The 18,454-nt window shown below is 50.8% G+C and carries 15 protein-coding genes; 7 read left to right on the forward strand and 8 right to left on the reverse strand.

Features of this window, described 5'->3' with window-relative positions; all coding sequences use genetic code 11:
- Positions 1-6: 6 nt before the first annotated feature.
- Positions 7-390, reverse strand: a complete 384-nt coding sequence (locus OLMES_RS25875) for a DUF1987 domain-containing protein (protein WP_087463916.1) — start codon at positions 388-390, stop codon at positions 7-9.
- A 62-nt stretch (positions 391-452) separates the two neighbouring features.
- Entirely contained in the window at positions 453-998 is a 546-nt protein-coding gene (locus tag OLMES_RS25880) for a SiaB family protein kinase (protein ID WP_157678612.1), read from the reverse strand.
- Between the two features lie 143 nt (positions 999-1,141).
- Between OLMES_RS25880 and OLMES_RS25885 the strand changes: the two genes are divergently transcribed.
- On the forward strand, positions 1,142-3,925 hold the full coding sequence (locus OLMES_RS25885) for a ligand-binding sensor domain-containing protein (RefSeq protein ID WP_087463918.1): 2,784 nt from the start codon (positions 1,142-1,144) through the stop codon (positions 3,923-3,925).
- A 39-nt stretch (positions 3,926-3,964) separates the two neighbouring features.
- On the opposite strand, the gene OLMES_RS25890 is transcribed toward OLMES_RS25885, so the two are convergent.
- Positions 3,965-5,620, reverse strand: a complete 1,656-nt coding sequence (locus tag OLMES_RS25890; RefSeq protein WP_087463919.1) for an IS200/IS605 family accessory protein TnpB-related protein — start codon at positions 5,618-5,620, stop codon at positions 3,965-3,967.
- Complete coding sequence (locus OLMES_RS25895) at positions 5,620-6,216, reverse strand: IS607 family transposase (RefSeq protein ID WP_087464680.1); 597 nt, start codon at positions 6,214-6,216, stop codon at positions 5,620-5,622. The genes OLMES_RS25890 and OLMES_RS25895 overlap by 1 nt, the downstream gene beginning before the upstream one ends.
- Positions 6,217-6,316: 100 nt before the next feature.
- Between OLMES_RS25895 and OLMES_RS25900 the strand changes: the two genes are divergently transcribed.
- The gene (locus OLMES_RS25900; RefSeq protein ID WP_157678614.1) at positions 6,317-6,955 is read left to right on the forward strand and encodes a PP2C family protein-serine/threonine phosphatase; all 639 of its coding nucleotides are present in this window, start codon (positions 6,317-6,319) and stop codon (positions 6,953-6,955) included.
- 101 nt (positions 6,956-7,056) lie between these two features.
- Here the strand turns inward: OLMES_RS25900 and OLMES_RS25905 are convergent, their stop codons facing one another.
- A complete protein-coding gene (locus tag OLMES_RS25905) occupies positions 7,057-8,466 on the reverse strand; it encodes an SdiA-regulated/phytase-like domain-containing protein (RefSeq protein ID WP_087463921.1) in 1,410 nt (469 codons plus the stop codon).
- On the reverse strand, positions 8,463-8,864 hold the full coding sequence (locus OLMES_RS25910) for a hypothetical protein (RefSeq protein ID WP_087463922.1): 402 nt from the start codon (positions 8,862-8,864) through the stop codon (positions 8,463-8,465). The genes OLMES_RS25905 and OLMES_RS25910 overlap by 4 nt, the downstream gene beginning before the upstream one ends.
- A 224-nt stretch (positions 8,865-9,088) precedes the next feature.
- Between OLMES_RS25910 and OLMES_RS25915 the strand changes: the two genes are divergently transcribed.
- Complete coding sequence (locus tag OLMES_RS25915; RefSeq protein WP_087463923.1) at positions 9,089-9,454, forward strand: hypothetical protein; 366 nt, start codon at positions 9,089-9,091, stop codon at positions 9,452-9,454.
- Positions 9,455-9,567: 113 nt separating this feature from the next.
- Here the strand turns inward: OLMES_RS25915 and OLMES_RS25920 are convergent, their stop codons facing one another.
- Positions 9,568-10,764 (reverse strand): hypothetical protein, encoded by a 1,197-nt coding sequence (locus OLMES_RS25920; protein WP_087463924.1) that lies wholly within the window; start codon positions 10,762-10,764, stop codon positions 9,568-9,570.
- Between the two features lie 319 nt (positions 10,765-11,083).
- On the opposite strand from OLMES_RS25920, the gene OLMES_RS25925 reads away from it, so the two are divergent.
- The 4 genes from OLMES_RS25925 to OLMES_RS25940 are packed head-to-tail and all read left to right on the forward strand — an operon-like array spanning position 11,084 to position 17,395.
- On the forward strand, positions 11,084-12,286 hold the full coding sequence (locus tag OLMES_RS25925; protein WP_087463925.1) for an efflux RND transporter periplasmic adaptor subunit: 1,203 nt from the start codon (positions 11,084-11,086) through the stop codon (positions 12,284-12,286).
- Positions 12,283-15,417, forward strand: coding sequence for an efflux RND transporter permease subunit (locus OLMES_RS25930; protein ID WP_087463926.1), 3,135 nt, complete (start codon positions 12,283-12,285; stop codon positions 15,415-15,417). Before OLMES_RS25925 ends, OLMES_RS25930 begins: the two co-directional genes overlap by 4 nt.
- A complete protein-coding gene (locus tag OLMES_RS25935; RefSeq protein WP_087463927.1) occupies positions 15,414-16,088 on the forward strand; it encodes a response regulator transcription factor in 675 nt (224 codons plus the stop codon). Before OLMES_RS25930 ends, OLMES_RS25935 begins: the two co-directional genes overlap by 4 nt.
- Positions 16,088-17,395, forward strand: coding sequence for a sensor histidine kinase (locus OLMES_RS25940; protein ID WP_087463928.1), 1,308 nt, complete (start codon positions 16,088-16,090; stop codon positions 17,393-17,395). Before OLMES_RS25935 ends, OLMES_RS25940 begins: the two co-directional genes overlap by 1 nt.
- A 7-nt stretch (positions 17,396-17,402) precedes the next feature.
- Here the strand turns inward: OLMES_RS25940 and OLMES_RS25945 are convergent, their stop codons facing one another.
- Positions 17,403-18,449, reverse strand: coding sequence for an alpha/beta hydrolase family protein (locus OLMES_RS25945; RefSeq protein ID WP_157678616.1), 1,047 nt, complete (start codon positions 18,447-18,449; stop codon positions 17,403-17,405).
- Positions 18,450-18,454 lie beyond the last annotated feature (5 nt).

Below are 18,454 nucleotides of genomic sequence, written 5' to 3' on the forward strand. Positions count from 1 at the left end.
GGTATTCTAATCTGTTACCACCAGCTCGAAGGTGGCCTTGCGAACATCTTCGCGGAATTCTTCGCCAATTTCAGCCATGTAATCATCGTCTTCCGGATAAACCCACTTGATCACCACCCGGTTACCGGCACTTGCGGCTTCATCCATCAATTCCAGCAACTCCATCAGAATTCGTGCGGTGCTACTGTTGAAGTAGACAAACTCCAGCACCAATTCAATATCCGATGTGGATTGGGTTAACAGATGCGCTTGCAGCTTATCAACGGGCTCACGATAAAATTCCGTCACATTCTCGGGATAGGACTCGCCCGAGATTCGGAAAACGTTATTTCCGAAGTCAAAATCAATTTCAGGTGTCCGGTCTGAACCCCTGATTTTTATCTGATCCATATCGTTTCCTTAGCTCGACGAATCCGTGCCCAAACAGGCACCATACACTTTGCGGAACCGCATTATATATAAACCTTCAAATTATAAAATGCGCGCTTTTCGTCCAGCTCCACAAACCCGAAACTGAAATCCGATTTTGCACGCAGCGCAATCTCGATCAAGCCAACCCCCGCGCCTTTACTGCCATCCGGAATCGCCCCGTGGAGTCGTGACCGGTATTGGGCTTTCAGCTCGGGTCGATCCAGAGCCTGAATATCCTGCAATGCGGCGTCGATGCGCGCGACATCCGATATCGCAACCGGATTTCCGCAATCGATATAAAACCGGTCACCCTCTTCCCCCATCGCGATCACACCACGGCCGAACTCAGTGCCATCATCGAGGGTACACCGCTCGAAGGAGTAATTCATAATATTCTGAATCTGTTCCACAAACAGCGCAAAGGCGGTTTGCCGGACTTTTTTATCCGCGTGGGCGAAAATGGCCGGTTTTTTCAACGCCTCCCCGACACTTAGCAACATTTGTTCGGTGATATAGCCGCTATAATAAAAATGCACACCGAGGTTCTGCATTTTCTGGTTAAGCGAATGGAGCGATATAGACGACATTCGTTCTCCGCCAGGGGATGGGTTAATACGATTGTTGAGATCGTTTTCAGCGCGAAAAAACCCCGGAACATTACCACAAATGCCTGAAGTTTTACCATACTTTACGCTATTGAGAGATTCGCAACCGATAAGTGATCCAGATAATGAAACAACCTGTCCATTTGGCAACAGTATGGCTACTCCTGCTACTTTTCTCCAGCTTTGGCCACACCACACCACCGCTGCAATTTGAGCACCTTACAACAGCCCATGGTTTGTCCAGCAATCTGGTCACCACGACCCTTCAAGACGCCCAAGGATTCCTTTGGGTGGGTACGGAAAACGGCTTGAACCGTTTCGACGGCTACGAGTTTCAAATTCACCGTCGCAACGCCGCCGCTTCAGAGACGTTGAATAGCAACCATATCACTCAACTTTTCCTGGATCAGTCCGGTCAACTCTGGGTCGGAACCGCTCGGGGTCTGAACCGGTATAACCGGTCACAAAACCGGTTTTCCACCATTCCGGCGTATCGCGATACAACCCCGGACTCGACGGTCGCCTTGAGCATCACCAGCCTGGCAGAATCTCAGGAACGGCTCTTTGTTGGGTCATCTCAGGGGCTGTTCCAGTTCAATCCCGACAAGCAGCAACTGGCACCCGTTTCTGCTCCCGAGCACATCGCCCCTGCACTGCTCGATTCCGAAGTCAGTGCGCTGTTGTTCGATAGCGATGGCTATTTGTGGGTGGGTACCCATGAGGGTTTACACCAATGGAACCCGGTGGAACAAACCCTGAAGACCTACAGGCACGATGAGCAGGACGACGAACAAACAGTAGGTAAAAAGACAATAATCGATAATACCATTCAGGCATTGTATGAAGACCGAAAAGGTCAAATCTGGATCGGCATAGATGGTGGCCTGTCCCGCCTGAATCCGGAGACAGGTGTGATCCGTAACTTCTACCATGGTGAGGACGGACACAGCCCGGAACTGGTCGGGGACGAGGTGACGAGTATTCTGGAAGATGCAAACGGTAATATCTGGATTGCAACAACAGAAGGCTTGACCCGCTACAACCCGGCGGACGAAACCTTCACTGCACTCATCCATGAACCGCAACTGGCGGACTCGCTCGCCCACAGCAAAACCCGCTCCCTGACCATCGATCGTTCGGGCATCCTCTGGGTTGGCACCCAGGGCGGTGGAATCAGCCGCCTGAACCTTCAGCCCAAGGCATTCTACCGCGAACAACATCACCCGGAGCTGGAAGCGTCATTAGGTTACGACTCGGTTTTATCCTTTCATGAAGATCATGCCGGACGCATTTGGGTCGGCATGGAGGACGAGGGGTTCAACCGCTTTGATCCTCGCACCGGCACTTTTGAGCGTTTTGAGTATGAGGCTGAGGATTTTACGCTGGAAGAAACCACCGAGGGTATTTTTTATATCGACTCCGGTGGTATTCACAAAGATCGAGTGCGATCCATTCAATCGGACCAACGGGGAAATCTGTGGATGGGCACCAGCGAAGGGTTGGAATACTTTGACGTTGAAAATATTCGCTTTCGCCACTTTCACCCCAAAGCCGGTCGGCCACATAGTCTCAGCCATGAAAATATTGGTGTTTTGCTACTCACGTCCGAAGATACATTGTGGATTGGGACGCAAGAGGGCGGTCTGAACAAGTTTAACCCTGAAACCTACGAAAACGAGATTTTTCGCTACCGGGAAAATGACCCGAACACACTGGGCAGCGACCGGATCACCGCACTCCTGCAAGATCAACAGGGTACGCTCTGGATTGGTACAGAAGGCGGAGGTCTTAACCGCTTTGATGCCAAACAGGGTAACTTCCAACGCTTTGCCTTGCCGTTGAAAAATAATCAAGCTGCAGCGAGTAGCAATTCCATCTGGACAATTTACCAGGCAGAAGATCACCGCCTGTGGGTGGGCACCGATGAGGGGTTATACCAATTCAGTCCGGATTCCGGCACGTTCACCCCCTCACCGCTCACGCTGAATGGCGAAGCAAACCGGGTGCTGGGTATTGTCGAGGATGATCACAGCAATCTCTGGTTAAGCAAGGAGAACGGCATTACCAAGTTCACCCCCAGCTCCGGTGCGGTGCAGAATTTCAATGCGCGCAACGGCTTGCCCACTGACCAGTTTTTGCCCGGGGCGTACTATCGGAGCAAGGCGGGTGACATCTATCTGGGTTCCAATCAAGGCATGATCCACTTCAAACCCCACGAGATTACCACTAACCAACACGTGCCGGATGTTGTCCTGACCAAGCTGGAAATTCTGAACAATGCGGTTACCCCTGCTAGCGACGACAGCCCATTGCAGGTTGATATCACACAGGCAGACAGACTCTCCCTCTCTTATCAGGATAAAGCCATCACCCTGACGTTTTCCGCCCTGGATTTTGCCAATCCGGAAAACAACCAATACGCCTACAAGCTTGAAGGTTTCGACCCTGACTGGAATTTCATCGGGCATCGACGGGTTGTGAGCTACACCAGCCTGCCGGGAGGGAATTACACATTCAAAGTCCGGGGCTCCAACAATGATCAGGTCTGGAATGAAGAAGGCATTAACCTGCCGATATTTGTCGCCCCGCCCCCCTGGCTGACTTGGTGGGCCTACACCTTGTACGGTTTAACACTCATCGCGATCATCGCGGGTATTGCCCGCTACAGAACGCTGAAAATTGAACGGCAGTTAGTGGAGCAGGAAAAAGCGAACCGGATACTGGAGCACAAAGTTGCAGACCGCACCAAAGAACTAAACGTCAAGAACGAGCAATTGTTCCGTTCCAATCAGAATATTTTGAGCAGTATTCGCTATGCCCAGAAAATCCAGCATTCCCTGCTACCCAACCAGTCCATGGTGCAACAGCTGTTTGGCGACTGTTTTATTGTTTGGGAACCGTTTTCATAAACCTGCTTAAACCTACTCAAGGTTTAAACGAGCCTATCCCTACAGCGCAGGGTGCGCGGAAAGCAGGGTTACGCTTTCCTGAATCAAGTCGGGACTCATGCCCGGTCTACCATCAAGGCGAGCCTCGACGGAGTAACTAACCCGATTCACACGACGAAAGTGACGCCAGCCACTCAGAAAATCTAATGATTTTTCGAGTGGTTGGTACCAACGCTGAAGTTTGTTGTAATACTGATAATCCCCGAGCGCCATCCTTACAGGCGGATGCTCGGTCTTAACGGTACCCTTCGCGTTAATACCAATGAGTTGTTTTGGCGGCTTTTCTTTAAAGCCATAATGCCGACGACCAATCACTAACGCGGCCGCGTGGTGATCTGAAAAACCGTGTCGATCGCGATACTTCATCCGCCCCAATAATGAGGTATAAGCCGGATTGACGTGATATAGGCGTATGCCGCGTTTAATGCTTTGCGTTTCAATCAAGTCCTTGATCTTACCGTAAGCAAAGGCATTCAACATGCGGGCATACTGAGGATGATCCTGCTTTTGGTATTGCCGTTTCTTTTGCTGAAAATCCAGCTTTTCGATCACCACCGCTTTACCTTGCTGTGCGGCAAAGTCCATCAGGTCTCGTACGGCATCCCCAATAATAGCCGCTCGTTGAGCATCATTCTTATAGTGCAAAGGTAAGTCAAACGTTCGGTGTTGCAGTGGGTTACCGTTCCGATCCAGCTCGACGACCGCTAAGTGATCCGGGTTGACATCCACACCAATGACACCTTGATCAGCATCGATCCACTCTGCTTGCGCTGTTGGTCCTGCCACTTCCACGCTAACGAGTAACCGCCAACCTTTTTTGTCTCGCTTAAATCGAAAACTCAGGGGTTGCCCTTTGATTGATTTATCGAGTTTTTTAACCTGATTCTGCCAGACGGCTTGGGCAATAGCCGCCTTACCATGCTTGAATTTCAGGCAATCAATGTTAATGGTCGTGCCGAACGTAGCGCGTAATTGATGGGGTACCAGGAGTTTTAGCTGGTAAGCATCATCTTGCTCACTGGGCGATAGCTGGGCATTTTGACAGCCCCAGGATTCATCATGAGAACCCACCAATAGAAATTCGCGGTGTCGTGCTTCGTGCCAGCGTTGTTTCCAGCCTTCAATGGCCGAACCCGTTTCTAACGCTTGACGCTCTTTCAGCAGCTTTCGACCGCCGAAACAAATGGGGGTTTTATTTGCCTGTTTTTCGGCCACCAAGGCGGCCTGCTTTTGCTGCCAACGATGCAGTTTCACTTCCTTCTGCCGTAGCGTGTTACGAAGTTGTTTTGCCTGTTGCGGGCAGCCTTTCTCTGCGACATGATCACAGCGCTTCTTTAATTTGTTGAGCGTTTTCTCCAGCTGTTTGATTTTAACGTCCAGCGTCACCAATCGGTTGTTTCGATTGGTTTGGTAAGACTGGATTAAACCTTTAATGCTTTGCCGGACGCCTTGAAACACCCGATAGCTGAACGGCATCCCCATTTCATGCATAAACTGGGTACGACTCAATTGCTGGGCTTTAGGCTTTTGTAAGTTAGCAAACCAACGAAACTTCACTTGATTCCACAGCTCGGCATAGTGGCACAATGCCGCATCCTGCTCATGAATCAAATTAAGCCGGGTTTCAAAGGTGAGTGTTTTCGTTAGCGTATCCACTAGGCGACGGCTCGTTGATTTTTACGACTACGTGAACCATGCAATCGCGCACTGAAGACCGTCATTAACGCTAACACATCATGGCAAAGTTGCTGTTCAACGTTTTCTTCAACTTCCTCAAGAATGACAACCTCCGTACCGTAAAACTGGCAAAGCGCAAATAACAATTCAGCCCCAAATCGGAGTAAGCGATCTTTATGAACGATAACCAGTCGTTTTACCTTACGCTGACAAATCAACTTAATTAATCGCTTTAATCCCCGTTTTTTATAGTTTAATCCTGAGCCAAGATCATCAATGGTTTCGACGGCTTCATAGCCAGCCTCTCTGGCATGCTTTTGCAAGCGAGCAATTTGCGTTTGCAAATCTTTTTTCTGATCATGAGAAGAGACGCGTGCATAACAGATTGTTCTGCGTTGCTCATTAGCAGTCGACTGACCGCAAAAGGCTAAAAGTTTATCAAGCGCGTAACGACGATGGCCACCAGGCGTACGGAAATCTGAGAAAAATCGTGATTCTTTTTCCCAGCGACGAAGGGTGGAAACGGCCACACCCAGAAGAAAAGCGGCAGCGCCTATCGATAGAAATTCAGCCATGATCATCACCTCCATCCATGAGAAAACAATACTGTACAAGCTACTGTATATGAGTAGGTTTAGTCAAGTATTTCGTTAACTGTTAAAGCCCCGGGATATTGTGGGTGGCGATATCTACTACATCGACAAACTGGACAACAAAGTCATTGTGGCCGTAATAGACTGTACCGGTCATGGTGTGCCGGGTGCGTTTATGACCATGCTGGCGTCATCCGGCTTGCGCCGAATTACCGTTGACGAGCACTGTCATGATCCCGCTGAGATTCTCGCTAAACTGAACCGGATTGTGAAAAAGTCGCTGCAACAAGATACGGATCACGCCAGTTCCGACGATGGCATGGACGCGGCGGTGTGTGTCATTGATGAAGCAGAAAAAACCGTTAAATTTGCCGGGGCCAATTTACCCCTGACCTATATTCACGATGGCGAGATACACAGCATCAAGGGGGACAGGGAAAGTCTCGGCTACCGCCGCTCCGACGTTGAACACGACTTCAATAACCATGAAGTCAAAGCCCGGAAAGGCACCGTGTTTTATCTGTATACCGATGGCATAACCGATCAGTTGGGCGGCGAAAAAAGAAGAATGTACGGGAATCGACGTTTACGGGAGACCTTGCTCAAACACCATAATCACAACTCTGCAAAACAGAAAGAAAGCGTTATTGTTGAGTTTGAGCAATACCGTTCCGATAACGAAGTGCAGGATGACATCACCCTGATCGGTTTCAAGATGTAGAGCCTAATCCGGATAAGATCAACATTCGTCGATGACGAATGTTGATCTCCTGTTGTTAGACTTTTAACAAGTTTGAGCCTGTCATCAATAACCACTGGCCATTAGTTCTCACATCCCTCTGACGAGGCTGTTTTCGAAACATCCGCCGCATCCAGCCCGGTTGTAATCGTCGCTGCAAACGAACTTAAAAATTGGGTATTCAGGGTTGCAATACTCAACCCCGACAACTGAAGACTCGCCGCGCCATCGGCAAATACGAGCTCAACCGGTTGATTTAACCCCAGAAACGACAGTGTTCCGGCCTCGGTACTGGTGATCTGGATACGGGTACCCTGAACTGAAAACTGGTAATCAGCCAACGCACCCGGCAGTTCAATACGCTCCACATTGGCATCCACCGTAATCGTGGGGTTACAGGAGACCAATAAGGTTTCCTGTTCCGCGTTACCATAAACCATTGTATCGGCCTGGCTGGTATAAAGATTACCGGCCCCTAAAAATGCCACGGACTCCGTCGCACCGGGTGTCGATTGTCCATCCGTGAACCGTTGCAATATGCCAGCGGTGTTGATGGTCCAGACATCGCCCGCTTCGGTATCCAGCGCCAGGCCACTGAAGGCCACATTCGTTACCGGTAACGCAATTTCCTGCACCAGTGACCCAGTCAGGGTCAGTTCCAGCATCGCCGCTTCGGCACTGCTGAGTACATATAAATTACCGTTGCTGCCCACCTCCAGGTCACCGGATACCACGTCGAAATCAGTGGCCACAGAAGCAAGCGCGATGCGGTTCAATATACTCCCGTCGGACGCGCTGATTTCCGCAATCACATTGGCATCGCTCGACACCGCTTCGTTATTTTGCAGCAGAAAAAACGAGCCCCGCTCTGGATGGTAAGCCCCACCGACCACAAAACCCTCGCCAAACGAGGTGGTCTGGCGTGAAACTTGGTTACCGGTCACCGGGTCAAATCCGTACATTATCGTAATGCCGCCTTCCCCTTCGAATACCAGTATTGATCCGGCGTCGATCTCCGCCCGACCCAACTGCAAGGCTTCAGGGGCAACACTGATATCCAAATGGCTTGAAACACTACTGCTCGGTAATTCAATACTGGACAGCACAGCCCCTTCCGGAGTCACCTGAATCAGTTGATCATTCTCATGGTCCTGCAGCCAGAGCGTGTTTGTCATCTCCGCATAAGCTACCCCGTATGCGCTTTGTGCCTCTGTCGCCAGGGTCTTGACCAGGTTCAAGGTGCTCTCTGCTGCCGCATCATGGCTGATCGAGATTCGCAGGTTATCAACCCGATTATCAATCAGGACGGCAGCATTACCGGAATGCCGCCACCCGGTCACATAACCGAATTGCATTTCAGCACCGGAAAAATCCGGATGGAAATTTGCATTCATTTCCGCCGTTTCAAGGTCGATCACCAGGCTGAAATCCGATTCCGTTAAACTCTGCATTTTCGCACGGTGCCAGGCATTTTCCTCAACGGGGGTGATCATATGGCGATACTGGTAGTAGTTACCCGCCTGCTGAATGAGGAGGTGCGCCCCCAGGACCCCAGCGTACCGCCCTCGACCGCGACCCAGCGATCCATGGACGCGCTAATGGTGTTGATGTTGCCCTGCGTGGCCGGATCCCACGAAAAATGGGAGTTGATAAAATAGTTTCTCGAGCTGTGATTCGGGTTATTGGCCGAGACTAACGTCATGTGGCCGATGGACGTCCCCGGATTCCCGGGGGAACTGTTCGACACGATTACCGTGGTGTCGCCACCATTGGAATGGCTTGCCACAACATAATCATCAAGATCAAAATCCCGATCAAGAAAAACAGAGCTGGCCTGGGTACTGCCAACCATTCCCACTAAACAAAGCGCAAAATACTGATTCTTTTTCATTGGTCACCTTCACTCCATGACATCAATCCATGAAAACAGTCCATGGCAAAACACTTAGCGTTTTCGTTGTTGTACATCATATGTTCACTTTTGGTCAAATTTGTGTCACGAACAATTCCGCGGCGTTTTCGTTTATTCATTCTGAAGCGTTATAGTTTTTTTATTCTAGAAGCGAGGGCTAGGATTAACTGACTCGAACAATCCAACACGTTAAGGACTAAACCATGGGTAAGCTCAGTTCATTGCAACAACAGGTTCAGGACAGCATCAACAACGCCATCAGCACATCCGAACGCACTTATTTCTCACTGACCGAGAAATCTGCGTCCTTCTGCAGCAAGTGGTATCAGCAACACAACTCATCTATTGCCAAGGCCTGCAATAGCTTGCGCGAATTCAATATCAAGTCCGGCGAAAAACTCGCTGCGGTTATCGCCAAAATCGAAAAGGAACCGACCACGGAAGACAAAGTGAAAGAAACCATCGACCAGGCCGCCGAGGCGACCAAAACCCTGGTTGAAAAAGCCGCCGAACAAGCCGCAAAACTCAACGAAAAAGCCAAAAAAGTGAAAGAAGACGTTTTGGCTTGAAGTCATCGCTCTGAACAGATGAACAAACCTGAACGGATGAACAGCCCTGTAGTCTAAGCGGTCACAGGGCAATTACACTTCAGGTTTAACCCATTACTAACCAGTGGAGAGCGCTATATTTTGGCGTAAAACGTTTCACAAAACAGGCGGTAGTTATCCGCATTATCCAATGCCGTTGCGGTATCCGCTTGCGCCAGCGTTCGGCATAAATAATGTCCGTAGACCAGTTGATCATGCTCTGCATAGACCCGGACAATATCGTTATTCGTGCCGATATTATAATTCTGCAAAACGCTGACATTGTTGTCGTCGGTATTCAACTTGGCGTGGGTCAATTCATGAATGACCGTGCCACCAAAAGAGGCCACGGAATCGCTGTTGATCGTTTTCGATTTACTCTTGATTTGCTTGGTATGGTAGGCCTTGCGGGAATCCTGGAAGTAGCCACTGGTAATGCCGGAACGCTTTGCCATGTGCGACACAGTGCTGCTCAAGTCCCCTTTGGCTTTTTCATAGGAGGCCAGTTTGGGATAGCGTCCACAGGCACCGTCATTGAAGAAACTGCCCCCCAAGCCAATGGACACATCCATATCCGGGTAACTGTTACAGAAGTTACCACTGGTTTCTGCGTAGAGTGAGGCACTTAACGTGCCTTTTTTCGACGAGGGCTTGAACTTGATGGTGCGATTGGTCATGGTCTTACTCAGCAGCTGAATGTTGTTCTTCAGCGTTGTGACGGTATTGTTATCCCGTGCACCAAACCAATACTCAACAGCACCTAACACTTTTTCTGACGGGCTGTTAAGTGCCCCCGCAACCACGCCCAGTAACGCCTTGGCATCGTTATAGCCGTACTCGATCTTTTTCAACTGCTCATCTGAAAACTCATAGCCGCCAAACTTAACAGTCTTGTACGAACCCGCGAAACTGAACGACCCCAACACCTGCATGGGACGCTTTAGCGCCAGGTTAATAACATTTTCATTGCCATAACTGTTTTTCATATAGGCATCGCGCAGTTTTTTCACTTCACTGATGGACTTGCGCCCATAGGTAGCCTCAAACAAAAGATACAAGCGAAGCTTGTTGCGAAAGGCCTTGTCGCCTGAAAACTTTTTAAACAGCCCGCTATGGCTCGAACTCCCCAGTGAAATGGCGTTGCCGACATTAGTCATGTTGGACTTGCCATCATTAAACCATTTCATGATCGCGATCTGCGCCCGCTGAGCAGCCTGCTGCCCGAATAACGGGGCAATTTCGGCAGGTATACTTTCAATGGTTTGGTAAATACGCTTGGCGGGTGATTTCATAGCTCGGAGCCCCTACTGCAGATCAGTTCAATTTCAGCGTGTTAATCAATTAACTGAGTATAGCGATAAAACGTTCTGCACCACCTCAAAAAAGTTAACAGATTGCCCCCCCATAGACAGCACAGACCATTCCGACCTCACTTTTGTTAACCCATCTTTAACTCCCGTTTGCGTAATGTTCAAGAATTCAGCGATCGATGAACACGTAACCAGGCAAAACAAGAGGCCCTGATATGTACGAAAACGAGCAAGATTACATAACCCGTTTACCTTTCAGAAGGGTTGGTGCTGTCGCACTAAGACGACCAGGGGACAAGCAATGAATCTCAAAACAGTGTTTGCCCGGCGTAAAACCGGGCTTGTGATTCTTGCATTGATTGGCGTGATGGTGTGCCTTGTGGACTTCATTTTCACACCGGCGGAGAGCACTGAAGCAACACAGGTTTCTGCAATACAGGTTTCTGCAACACAGGTTTCTGCATCCCCGCCCTCGCTGCCGGTGGTTGAGGTGACGACCGTTTCGGCTCAGACGTATAGCACAGAAGTCATCGTGCGCGGGCAAACCCTACCGCGTTATCAAGTCGAGATCACCGCGCAAGTCGAAGGTGAAATAAGCGAAATTGTGAATGGGATTACCGGACAGCAGGTGGCCAAAGAAGACACGCTGATCACCATCGATAACCAGGCCTACCTCGATGCGGTGTCCGCAGCGCAACTGGAGTTGGCCTACGCCGAACTCAATCTGGCGGAAGAGCGCAGAGCGGTCAAGCAAGCCAAACAAGAGTGGGCGCACATGCAGCCCGGAAAGCAACCGGATTCACCGCTGGTTTGGCGCACGCCTCACTTCAATGTTGCCCAACAGCGACTCGCCCGCTCAGAATCACTGCTCGCTCTGGCCCGTCGAAATCTGGCGAACACCGAGGTTAAAGCACCGTTCTCCGGGGTGATCATCAACCGTTATGTCGCACCGGGTCGCTATGTTCAACAGGGCGATCCACTGGTTTCAATTTACGGTCGTGATCAATTCGAAATGCGTGTTCTGTTATCCGAACAACAATGGCAATTACTCCCTGCCGAGCAGGACTTGATCCAGCTTCAGTGGCCAGTGGAACTGAGCCTGTTAAATTCCCCGCCCCAGTGGTCAGGTTATATCAGCCGGGTAGAAAATCATATCGACGTCACAACCCGGCAACGGGCGCTCATCATTACCGTTGATGCGCCGTATGAACAAACCCCGGTACTCCTGCCCGGCCGTTTCCTGGAGGCCCGTATTTCCGGGCTGGAACTGCCCGGGTTGTACAAACTTCCCGCCAGTGCCCTGACACGAAATGGCTTCGTCTGGTATCTGGATGACGACAATCGCTTACAACGGATTGCCGCGACTCCGGTGTTTCAAAAACAGGGGGATGTCTATATCCGGCTGCCGGAACAAGACCATAAACGGGCCTGGCGGATACTCAGACATCCCCTGAGCCATTACCTCGTGAACACTCAGGTCCAGGCCAATGAGGCGCAAATATGAGTGAAGGAGAAAAGTCAGGACTCATCGACTGGTTTGTGAACAATCCGGTCGCCGCCAATTTGCTGATGGCGTTTATTCTGATCGTCGGGCTTGTTACCGCAAACGCCCTGCGCCAGGAAGGTTTTCCTCCTCTGCCCCCCAAATATATCACGGTCTCGGTGACGTTCGAGAGTGGTTCTGCGGCCCAGGCGGAAAAGGGTATTGCAATGAAAATTGAAGATGCCCTGCAAGGCCTTATCGGTGTGAAACAAATCATCTCCGAATCGACAGCACAGGGGAGTACAGTGACCATTGAAAAGCAGGGTGACTACCCGTTGTCCGAGCTGCTCACTGCGGTCAAAAACCGTGTCGATGCCATCGCCACCTTTCCAAGCCGGGCTGAAAAGCCCATCGTCTCCGCCGCGCAATGGCACGAACATGCACTGTGGGTTCAGCTTTTTGGCCCTGCCGATGAGACGACTTTGGCTACACTTGCCCGAGAGATTCGTCAGGCATTATTGCGCCAGCCCGCCATTCAGAAAGTCGCAGTGCATGGTTTGCGCAAACCGGAAATAGAGGTCACCGTTGACGAGCAGCAACTGCAGGCCTTTAATCTTTCGTTGCCGGACGTGGCGGAAGCCATTTCCGCTAACTCGGTCACTGAAGTTGCCGGGGAGATTCGCAATCCGCAAAGCACCGTGACCCTGAGTGCGAATCAACAACGGCAGCAAGAGCTTGATTTCGCCCACATACCACTGCTCAACACCCCCGATGGCGGGGAGCTTGTGCTTGGCGACGTCGCGCATATTCGCGACAGTTATACCCAGCGCACACGGCATTGGATGCGCTTTTCCGGGCAACCGTCTGTCGGCTTGCAGATTATCATGGATAATCGCTCGGACATTAACGCCATCACGGAACAGGCACACCAGACCATTCAGACCATTCGCGCCAGCGGTCGATTACCCATGGATGTGCAGATTGAGAGCTGGTATGACCAAAGCAAATTCATCCAGAGCCGCTTATCCCTGATGATTGAAAACGGGGTGACCGGGATGGCACTGGTTTTTCTTGTGCTCGCTTTATTCCTGAATTTACGGATTGCATTTTGGGTTGCGATGGGACTGCCGGTTTGTTTCGCGGGCACCTTTATTCTGATGAACGACACGCTGCTCGACCTTTCCCTGAACGAATTAACCAGCTTCGGACTGATCATCGCCCTCGGTCTGGTGGTTGATGATGCCGTGGTGGTCGGTGAAAGTGTCCATACTCACCACCAACGCTATGGCGCGCACCGCCAAAGCACCATTCAAGGCGTTAAACGGGTTGCGACCCCAACCCTGTTTGGCATACTGACAACCGTGGCCGCATTTTGGCCACTGGGTCTGGTGGCCGGAGAAATGGGTAAAATATTTGCGCAGTTTGCCGTTATTGTGGTGGTCTGCCTGAGCTTTTCATTACTGGAGTCCAAGCTGATTCTTCCCGCCCACCTCGCACCTGCCGCTCACCCGGAAAAGTCGCCTGGCACCGTTGCGAGACACCGGAATATCTGGAAAACCGTGCAAACAGGGGTATCACAAGGCCTCGAGGTATTCACCCGTTGGCTTTATTTGCCGGCACTCAAACAGGCGCTCAGGTATCGCTATATTACCCTGCTGACCTTCATCGTGTTCTGGTTAGGCAGTATTGCGCTGCTTTCCAGCGGTACCGTGCGCTATGTATTTTTTCCGGATGTACCCGGCGATACCATCTCGGGTTATTTTATGCTGGAAGACGGGGCGGGGTATGGCCTGGCAGAACAACATACCGATCATATCGAGCAGGCAATAGTGCGGGTCAATCAGGCCATCATGGAAGCGTATAATCTCGACCAGCCTGTGATCGTCAAACGCCAGGCCTATCTGCAAAACGACTTGATCGGTGAAGTGACGGTTGAACTCAGCCCCCGTTCTGAACGCCCAATCAGTACAGAAGAAATTACCCAACGCTGGCGCGCCGCCGTTGGCAGTCTCGAAGCTACAGATATCCTGAAATTTGTCAGCAGTTGGGTGGGCGCGGAAGATCTGCGAATCGAACTTCTGGCAGACTCCACAGAAACTTTACGTACAGCAGGAGAAGCCATCAAAAATCACCTGCAAACGTTACCTGGCGTGACCGATATTCAGGACAATCTCAAGCCGGGTATTCCGCAAATTCAACTGACCCTATCTCCGGTCGGACGCACGCTGGGTTTGACCCAGGCCGATTTGGCAAAACAGATTCAATACGCCTATCACGGTATTGAGGTGCAACAGTTCCAACGAGGAAGTCACGAGGTCAAAGTCTGGGTGCGCTACCCCGAGAGATTACGCGGTGATATCACCACACTCAGTGAGATGCGGATCAGGCTTCCCGATGCCCGTTTTGTTCCTCTGTCAGTGGTGGCAACCATTTCCGAAAGTTACGGCAACAGCTATATCACCCGGATAGATAATCAACGGGCTAACTTTATCGTGGCAAACGTTGATAAACAAATCACCTCCCCCAGTGCTATTATTAAAATTCTGGAAGACCATACTTTTCCTGCCCTGTTAGCGGCACACCCGGGGCTACATATCCAACTTGCCGGAGAGGCCAAAGAGGATGCGGAGGCATCCGCATCGCTGATCAAGATATTCGGTCTGTCTTTGCTTCTGATTTATATTTTATTGGCGGTGCCGCTGAAATCCTACAGCCAACCCCTGCTGATTATGGCCGCTATACCCTTCGGGATTATGGGAGCGATTGTCGGCCACTGGATTCAGGGTCTTCCGGTAAGCCTGCTATCCTTGTTTGGCATACTCGCATTAAGCGGCATTGTCGTGAACGACAGCCTGTTACTGGTGGTTCGCTATAATGAATCAAGAGCGCAGCATAAGCCGATTATCAGCGCACTTCTGGAAGCAGGGCACAATCGATTGAGAGCTATTTTATTGACATCACTCACGACATTTGTCGGCTTGTTGCCTCTCTTGAGGGAAACCTCAGAACAGGCCCAGTTTCTCATTCCGACCGCGGTATCGCTGGCCTATGGCATTTTATTTGCGACCACAATCACCTTGATCCTGATACCGATACTCCTGGCAATACAGGAAGACTTTCTCCCCGACCGTCGAGGCGCTGACAGTATATGACGTTACCGGTACTGCTGGTCGAAGATGATATTGATCTTGCGAATACACTGCTTCAGTTCCTTGAAATGGAGGGGATTAACTGTGACCATGCCGCCAATGGTCAATCCGGGTTAACGTTGGCGCAACAGAATACCTATGGAGTTATTCTACTGGATTTGAATCTGCCCAGAATGAATGGTTTGACACTCTGTGAGCGCTTGCGCCAGTCCGGTCAGGACACCCCCGTGTTAATGCTCACCGCTCGAGACACCCTGGATGACAAACTCGCTGGCTTTCATGCAGGAACGGATGATTATCTGGTTAAACCCTTTGATCTGGATGAGGTTTTGGTACGTGTCCGGGCGCTTGCCAAGCGTCGAAGCGGGCAAGTACGAAAGTTGCTCGCAGCAACGCTGGAGATGGATCTGGACAGAAAGGAAGTGTTGCGTGCCGGTACACTATTGAAGATATCCCCAAGCAGTTGGCGTCTTCTGGAAACGCTGATGCGTCATTTCCCGGCGGTGGTCAGTCGGCAGGAACTGGAAGCAGCACTTTGGGGAGATAATCTTCCCGACAGTAACAGCCTGAAAGTACATCTGCACAATCTGCGTCAACAGCTTGATAAGGGATTCGAGACCGGGCTTGTAGAAACCGTTCCGGGTTTTGGTTTCAGACTCAAGGACTCAAATTAATGCTCGGCAAAAGTATTCGCCGCTTTGTAATGATCTACACCTGTACTCTTCTGTTGATTATTTCAGCAGGGTACTCACTGGTTGCCTTCTGGTTTATGTCCAAGGGCATGGACTCTGCGGAGCTATGGCAACTGGAAAAAATCAGCATTGGGTACGCCGCACAATATCAATCATCCTCTTCCACACCACTGCCAAACACCGAACATATCACTGCAACTCTTGAATTTGAGACCTTGCCAGATTTCGTTCGCCGCCATTTTCCGGTAACGGAACATCAGAATAAAACGCTGCTCTATCACGAGGAAGCCGAGCGCGTCTACTTTCTATTTCCCTACGACCTCCATGATGGCAAACGTCTGTATCTCCTTTCACAGTATGATCAGAACGATCTGAACGAAGCTACGGAATTTTTCGTGCTACAAACCATCAATACCCTCTGGCCTGTCATGGCAATTTCCGTCGCACTTGCCATGCTGGCCGTGATCTATATGACTCACCAATTGATCAAGCCGATTCGAAAACTGGAACGGTGGGCCACCCAGCTCAAACTGGATGATTTACACCAGCCGCCAAACCAGTTCACCTATCAGGAGCTGAATGCGGTTGCGGCTGAACTCTATCATGCACTGCAACGCATCCGCGGCATGGTGACCCGGGAACAGCAGTTTCTGCGTAACGCCAGCCATGAGCTGCGCACCCCCATTTCGGTCGTCACCAGTAACATCACGCTGTTAAAACATATCCGCAAAGCAACGCCTTTCCCCGAGAAAACAGAACAACCCATTGCGCGAATTGAACGCGCCGGTCAGACCATGCGGGATCTGACAGAAACCCTGCTCTGGCTGAGCCGGGAACGTCCCGAGCCCGTGGAGCCGCATTCGGTCGCCATTGATGAACTCATTCAGGAAATTGTGAATGACAATCAATATCTGCTACTGAACAAAACCGTTGAGTTACAATTGCAACTCAGCCCAACCCGAATTGAGATTGCGCCAACACCTTGCCGCATTGCTATCAGCAACCTGATCCGAAACGCCATGCAATATACCGAACAAGGCTTCATTTCGATCAAGGTTGAAACGGTTCCTGTTGCAGGGGATTGTGCACTTATTCAAGGCGTAAGGGTTCAAATTTGCAACAGTAACCAAGGCGATCTGGATATCACATCTGCAGCAGAATACGGATATGGTCTGGGACTGGCGCTGGTGGATCAGATCTCGGCGCGGATGGGGTGGCAACATCACACCGAGAACATTTCTGGAGGACGGCTTGCTGAAATCCAGTTTCCAGCCAAATACGATAGTTGAATACGCCCTAACGGGTCTGGTGCTCCAGAAAATCCAGAATGACCGGCATCACCTCGGGTGCCAGCGCATCCTGCTGCCACCACATCAGCTTTAGCCAGCTCCACAGCCCGAATGTCTGCCCCTGAAAACGATTTGCCTTCAACAGCCCATGGGTCGCATTGGGGATCAGGCGTGGGGTGACTGGACTGGATTTTCGGGTCTGCCAGCGTTGGTACTCCGCACGGGCATCAACATTGGCGTCCTGATCACCCCAAAGTAGCAACACAGGCACTTCAATACGCTGATAGTCTGCACTGGCATCCGCCCGATAATTACGGAGTACAAACCCGTAGCGCGCTTCATTCATTGCCTGAGCGCCTTTATATTGCCGATACACAGCATACTCGGGCGCTTTTTCAAACAATTCGACTTCTGCGGCAAAACCCGCCAGTGCTTGCTCGATTTCAGCCGCACTCGCCCCTTCAAACGCCAGCCGTTTTCGCGTGTAGTATTGCCCCTGCTGAATCCAATTGGCGGCAAAACCGATTCCGATAGCAAAGCCGATGTTGCTATCGCCACTCGCCAAGGCCGGAATCACCCATCCGGCCTGGCTGAAGCCAATCAAGCCGATACGGGACTCCGGAATCAGGTAACGTTGTTTTACTGCCCTGATTGCGGCACGCACTTCGCCTTGTCGATCTTGCATCGACTGTTGTAACCAGTTGCCTGAGGACTCCCCGACGCCGGGCTTGTCCCAACTGAAAACCCCATAGCCCTGGCGGCGCAAACGATCCCAGAAAACGTCATAATAACCTTCCGCATCATAAGTGAAAGCACCATCACCATGCACAAATAACAGTACCGCTTTCGGCGGCAAGTCTCTGACAGGGGCCAGATAATGCCCCATTAACTGATGCTGACCGTGATGGAAGGTCAGCAACTCATCCTGCATCAATGTATCAGGAGTAGTCCCCTCGTCATGGGCGAGCCGGTGCTGATCTGCCTGAGCAGATCGCCCCGACAGACCAATCAAATTAACCACCATGACGATCATCACAGCTACAAGAAATTTCATTTTAT

Origin of the sequence: Oleiphilus messinensis (assembly GCF_002162375.1) — a bacterium.
Taxonomy (GTDB): domain Bacteria; phylum Pseudomonadota; class Gammaproteobacteria; order Pseudomonadales; family Oleiphilaceae; genus Oleiphilus; species Oleiphilus messinensis.

Coding starts and splice junctions, on each gene's coding strand:
- OLMES_RS25925 (WP_087463925.1), top strand. CDS start 11,084: ATGAATCTCAAAACAGTGTTTGCCCGGCGTAAAACCGGGCTTGTGATT.
- OLMES_RS25885 (WP_087463918.1), top strand. CDS start 1,142: ATGAAACAACCTGTCCATTTGGCAACAGTATGGCTACTCCTGCTACTT.
- OLMES_RS25880 (WP_157678612.1), bottom strand. CDS start 998: ATGTCGTCTATATCGCTCCATTCGCTTAACCAGAAAATGCAGAACCTC.
- OLMES_RS25895 (WP_087464680.1), bottom strand. CDS start 6,216: ATGGCTGAATTTCTATCGATAGGCGCTGCCGCTTTTCTTCTGGGTGTG.
- OLMES_RS25940 (WP_087463928.1), top strand. CDS start 16,088: ATGCTCGGCAAAAGTATTCGCCGCTTTGTAATGATCTACACCTGTACT.
- OLMES_RS25920 (WP_087463924.1), bottom strand. CDS start 10,764: ATGAAATCACCCGCCAAGCGTATTTACCAAACCATTGAAAGTATACCT.
- OLMES_RS25910 (WP_087463922.1), bottom strand. CDS start 8,864: ATGAAAAAGAATCAGTATTTTGCGCTTTGTTTAGTGGGAATGGTTGGC.
- OLMES_RS25915 (WP_087463923.1), top strand. CDS start 9,089: ATGGGTAAGCTCAGTTCATTGCAACAACAGGTTCAGGACAGCATCAAC.
- OLMES_RS25930 (WP_087463926.1), top strand. CDS start 12,283: ATGAGTGAAGGAGAAAAGTCAGGACTCATCGACTGGTTTGTGAACAAT.
- OLMES_RS25945 (WP_157678616.1), bottom strand. CDS start 18,449: ATGAAATTTCTTGTAGCTGTGATGATCGTCATGGTGGTTAATTTGATT.
- OLMES_RS25905 (WP_087463921.1), bottom strand. CDS start 8,466: ATGATCACCCCCGTTGAGGAAAATGCCTGGCACCGTGCGAAAATGCAG.
- OLMES_RS25875 (WP_087463916.1), bottom strand. CDS start 390: ATGGATCAGATAAAAATCAGGGGTTCAGACCGGACACCTGAAATTGAT.
- OLMES_RS25935 (WP_087463927.1), top strand. CDS start 15,414: ATGACGTTACCGGTACTGCTGGTCGAAGATGATATTGATCTTGCGAAT.